This window comes from Candidatus Electrothrix sp. (assembly GCF_052785085.1).
The window spans coordinates 1-4,851 of the sequence record NZ_JALAAI010000190.1 but is presented as its reverse complement, the minus strand read 5'-3'; the positions used below and the strand labels follow the sequence as shown (position 1 = coordinate 4,851).

Below are 4,851 nucleotides of genomic sequence, written 5' to 3'. Positions count from 1 at the left end.
GTTGTCAAGGCAAGGGGTTAAACAACAGAGTATGCTTAAAATGTCCATTTTGTTCTCCTGAATGATTTATCGTTTACACAATAATAATCATCCAGAAGAGATTGACAATTGATTGGCGAAGGTATTGGAAATATTGAGCTGCATGTTTAATGTTAACATGTTGTTCTTGCATAATATGGTGTTTTTGAGCTTAACAATTTACGCCTGAGAATCAAAACACGATCAAGAAAATATGGATGTGGTCATTTTTCACCGGATTTTAGGCCAAGGCTGGGTTGGTCATACCTTGTTATATCTCAGTTTTTTTGGCTACTCAGGAGTAGGATCAAAACCCGATCAAGAAATATTAAGTTGCTTGCCTTGGATTAACGTATTGTTTTTACACAATATGGTATTTTTTTGTTTGATGATTTATGTCTGAGAATCAAAACCCGATCAAGAAATATTCGGTTATGCCCACCAGGGAATATATCCGGCTCTCGGATGTCCTGGATCAGCCACTCTGATTTTCTCCTGATTGAGTGCAGTTTTTATGACCTGTGAAGCCTGAGCCGCGTTTTTAGTTTTTATACCAAATCGTTTGCATAGGCTTAAGTTTTTCATCCTTGAACCGCTAAGATACGTTATGACGGCATGCTGATAACAGGCGCGAACACGTTCGGCTGAAGTCATGTCGGCAAAAGTGCGAGGCCCATATAAAATAACCTGCATGGAGTTTTCGTCAGCTTGAAATTTGGGTGCTGGCAGTTGATACAATTCAACGTGAATGATTACTTTATCCAGTCCGCTTCCCTGTTCTTCACAAATCCCCATGCGGCGCATTAACGAAGCAAGCATTTCATTGCGTGAACGCGGGGGCAGATCAATCATTCTATCAACCTGCACCAATGGGTGACCAGGATTGGTGATTTCTATCCGGTCTCTGAACAGCTCGATCTGCGGCCCGGCTCCTCGAATTGTCAAATCCTGATGAATCAATGCATTGGCTATCAACTCACGAATGGCAAGTTCAGGGAAAAGCGGCTGAACCTCTCGGAAAGCTGCTCCAATATGTTCGTTTCGAGGTAGAAGACCGTTTATGTAGCTGACAAGTGCTTCGAATCCTGCGGCATAGCCTTTTATGTCATCCCGTCGATGGATGACGGTGGATGCCCGGTGATCGCCATCATAAGCAATAAATCGGACAGCCTTTCGGGCAAGAGATGATTCAAATTTATTGAGATTTGTTGCAAAGAGTAGAGCTCCTATGTTATTAATATTCCAACGGCCACTAATATCTTTGCTAATCAGTCTGTCAGCTTGCAGGTGTTCAAAAATACCTGTTCTGTTGTCGGGAAGTCGTTGACCTGTTAAAGAAAAGTAACTTGGATAGTCAATAAGTTGTAGTACGTCTTCTTCTGTTGTGAAGCTTTTGGCAACCCCTTGCTCCCAGGTGTAAGGTCGCATATTGTCAATCAACTTCTGGAAATGTTCTGGGTAATCGGAGAGCTTTGGTGTGGCACTGCCGATTCTGATGTACGAAGTGCCGTTAAATTCGACAGGTGCCGATGTGGTCGCAGGGATTTCCAGAAGAACAACCTTGCCGTCAGGATGCTCTACCGTGCGGAATGAAAAAGGGATACTCGGTTTTAATCTTTGCGCCAACCAGAGTTGGAAGAGTTGGTTGCTGACTTTTTTTGTTTCAGGATTGAAGATGGTTCCTGATATTTGATGGGTTTCATCTTCAATTCCCCAGAGTAAATAAGCACTATCCAACCCTTCTATCCGAGCTTTGTTGGATAATGCCGAGCATAATTTTCCGATGACTTCAGGATTTGTATTATCTTTCTTGAATTCAATACAGCTTTCTTCGGCAGGGCGATTTCGTAGCTCGTCAATAAGGGCGATATCACGTTCTATCATCAGCACACCTCAGCAAGTTCCTGCTCCGGGGATTGGGTAAGTTCACCGGTGAAGGCTTTTTGGAGGATGGATTGTTTGAGTTCCGCCAAGGCGGTGAGTTTTTTCTGGTAGATGGATTCGAGGTGCTGGGTTTCCTCTAACAGTTGGTCCAATATGTTTAATATTTTTTGCTGATTTTCAATTGTAGGGAGGCTGATCAGTAAATCTTTTATCATTCCCAATTTTAGAAATTTTGTTCCAGCACCCACTGAGCTTTTTTTCAGTTCTTTTAAACTTTTTATAAGCTGAAAATATAAAAACCTATAAAGAAGTTGCGAGTCATTTTTGATAGTAATCACATACGTTCTCTGATAAGCATTAAATTTTCCGCTATAATGCTTGACGTTGAAATCACCAGAGGCATTATTTCCAGCCAACAAAATGGCCTCACAATCGAAGGCAAATTGATCAATCGCATAATGATCACGGGAGCAGGTAAAAAAGGGATACTTTCCACCTTCAACTGCTGCATTCGCATTCAGCTTGCCCGTCTGGATATCAACAAATATCCCTAATGGTTTTTTCTCGTAAGATAATTGAGCTAGATAACTCTCAAATACCTCGCGAGCATTGGTAAGGTTCTTCTCGGTATTGGCAATTGCTTGGTCAATGCCTGCAAAGGCTTCATTCAGGATGGCGACAATGCGTTTTTGTTCCGTTAGAGAAGGGAATGAACATTTTATCGCATAAACATCGTTTCGATTAATACCAGGCTTCACACCTTTTGCATAGGATTGAAGATTCAGGGCATTAAGCCGATGATAGAGAAAGGCCAAGTCAAATTTATTCCTGTCAAAATCTACAAAGTACGTTACGTCCAGTGGCCAGAATTTATCCTCCGTGATACGCAATTCACCTGCGGACCCTTTTCTTCCTACAATAATACTTGCTTTATCACAGTAAAATTCATTGGTTCTGCATTTAATTCCATTTGATCCATAAGCAGGAAATTTTCCGTCGGTTAAACGTTTTTCTTTTGGTAAAGGTTTCCCGTATAGTAGTTGAAGTATCTCGCCAACATCTTTGCTTTTCCATCCTTCCGGTAACTCTCTCACACCAACCCCCCAATCCGCTCCAAAACCTCAGCACTCTCCCGATCCAACCCCTTAATCTCCGCCAAAATACCAACTGGCTCCCGCAAGGGCACTTCCTCCTCCGTATGAGGATTTCGCACCGACAGGTCAAGGGCCTCCGGATCAAGATCCTCCAGCGCAACCGACCAGGATTTCTCGCTGTCCGCAAACCCGGCTTGCAGCTCAACAAACTCCTCCAAATCCCCATCATTGAGCGGATTAGTCTTGCCCAGGTTCCGCCCCGGATCAAGCTGATAATACCAGATTTTCCGGGTGGATTCTCCTTTAGCAAAAAAGAGCACCACCGTCTTCACCCCAGCCCCAAGAAAGGTGCCGCCGGGGCAGTCCAGCACGGTATGAAGATTACAGGATTCCAGCAGATCCCGGCGCAGGGCCTTGGCCGCATTATCGGAATTGGAAAGAAAGGTATTCTTGATCACCACCGCAGCCCGTCCCCCGGCCTTGAGGAACTTGATGAAATGCTGAAGAAAGAGAAAGGCGGTTTCGCCGGTTTTGATGGTGAAATTCTGCTGAATCTCCTTGCGTTCCTTACCGCCAAAAGGTGGATTGGCCAGGATGATATCATAGCGATCCTTTTCCTCCACATGGGCCAGATTCTCAGCCAGGGAATTGGTATGAAGGATATTGGGCGCCTCAATCCCGTGCAGGATCAGGTTCATGATAGCGATCACATAGGCCAGGCTCTTCTTTTCCTTGCCAAAGAACGTACCGGTCTTCAGGCGGTTCAGCTGGGCTGTGCTCAATTTGGCTGGTTTGCCGTCCCTGGTATAGCGCAGATAATCATGGGTTTCGCAGAGGAAGCCCGCAGAGCCGCAGGCCCCGTCATACACGGTTTCATTAATGCGCGGGCGGATGACCCGGATCATGGCCCGAATCAAAGGCCGGGGCGTATAGTACTCGCCCCCGTTGCGCCCGGCATTGCCCATGTTTTTGATTTTGCTCTCATAGAGATGAGACAGCTCGTGCTTCTCCTGCTGGGAACGAAAGCGGAGCTGATCCACCAGGTCCAGGGCATCGCGCAGGGAATAGCCAGACTGGAATTTATTGCGGATCTCAGAAAAGATCTCCCCGATCTTGTATTCAATGGTATCAGGGGAAGCAGCCCGCTGGCGGAAGCCCTGGAGATAGGGGAAGAGCTTGTTGTTGACAAAGTCGATCAAATCATCCCCGGTCAGGGCCGCATCCAGATCAGCGGTGCCGTCCGCCTTTTTCGGGGCAGCCCAAGAGGACCAGCGGTGCTCTTCTGCCAAGATAAAGCTGTATTCCCGACCTTGCAGCTCGCTTGCCAAGGCCCGTTCCTGCTCCAGATCATCCAGGTATTTGAGAAAGAGGAGCCAGGAAGTCTGCTCGGTATAATCCAGCTCTGAGGAGCAACCGCTCTCTTTCCAGAGCACATCGTCGATATTTTTAAAGGTCTGTTCAAACACGGTATAGGTTGGTATGCAGGGGGATGGGCAGGAGCATCAGGCTCGGTTGCCTTATTCCTCCATGGTATACCATAAAAAGCTTATCATGAAAATAGAGACTCATCCTAGTCTGGAAGGGCCGGATTATTTTCGAACACTGCTTGCCCCTGCGGCCTGAAGGGGCTGAACGAAAAGAGCCCACTGTTTTAATAGTGGGCAAAAGATGACCTTACTACCTAGTAATATCTTCCAGCGCATCCTGTAGAGTTTATTCTATATCTTATTTCTTCCGCTGTTCACGCTCAGTAAAGCTGGCCTCATACACCGCCTTACGTAAACGATTAATCCCACCCAGCGGACGATGCTCCTTCAGGGCATGCCACGGGTTGAAGGACATGTCCTCACAGCGT

3 protein-coding genes and 1 pseudogene are annotated in these 4,851 nt (G+C 46.1%); all 4 read right to left on the bottom strand.

Annotated features, from left to right (window positions below; translation table 11 throughout):
• Positions 1–450: 450 nt before the first annotated feature.
• On the bottom strand, positions 451–1,902 hold the full coding sequence (locus tag L2082_RS18425) for an ATP-binding protein (RefSeq protein ID WP_446012111.1): 1,452 nt from the start codon (positions 1,900–1,902) through the stop codon (positions 451–453).
• A complete protein-coding gene (locus L2082_RS18420) occupies positions 1,902–2,996 on the bottom strand; it encodes a restriction endonuclease subunit S (protein WP_446011056.1) in 1,095 nt (364 codons plus the stop codon). Before L2082_RS18420 ends, L2082_RS18425 begins: the two co-directional genes overlap by 1 nt.
• Positions 2,993–4,462, bottom strand: a complete 1,470-nt coding sequence (locus tag L2082_RS18415; protein ID WP_446011057.1) for an N-6 DNA methylase — start codon at positions 4,460–4,462, stop codon at positions 2,993–2,995. Before L2082_RS18415 ends, L2082_RS18420 begins: the two co-directional genes overlap by 4 nt.
• Positions 4,463–4,721: 259 nt before the next feature.
• Positions 4,722–4,851: pseudogene (locus tag L2082_RS18410) on the bottom strand (catalase family protein); the annotation flags it as partial.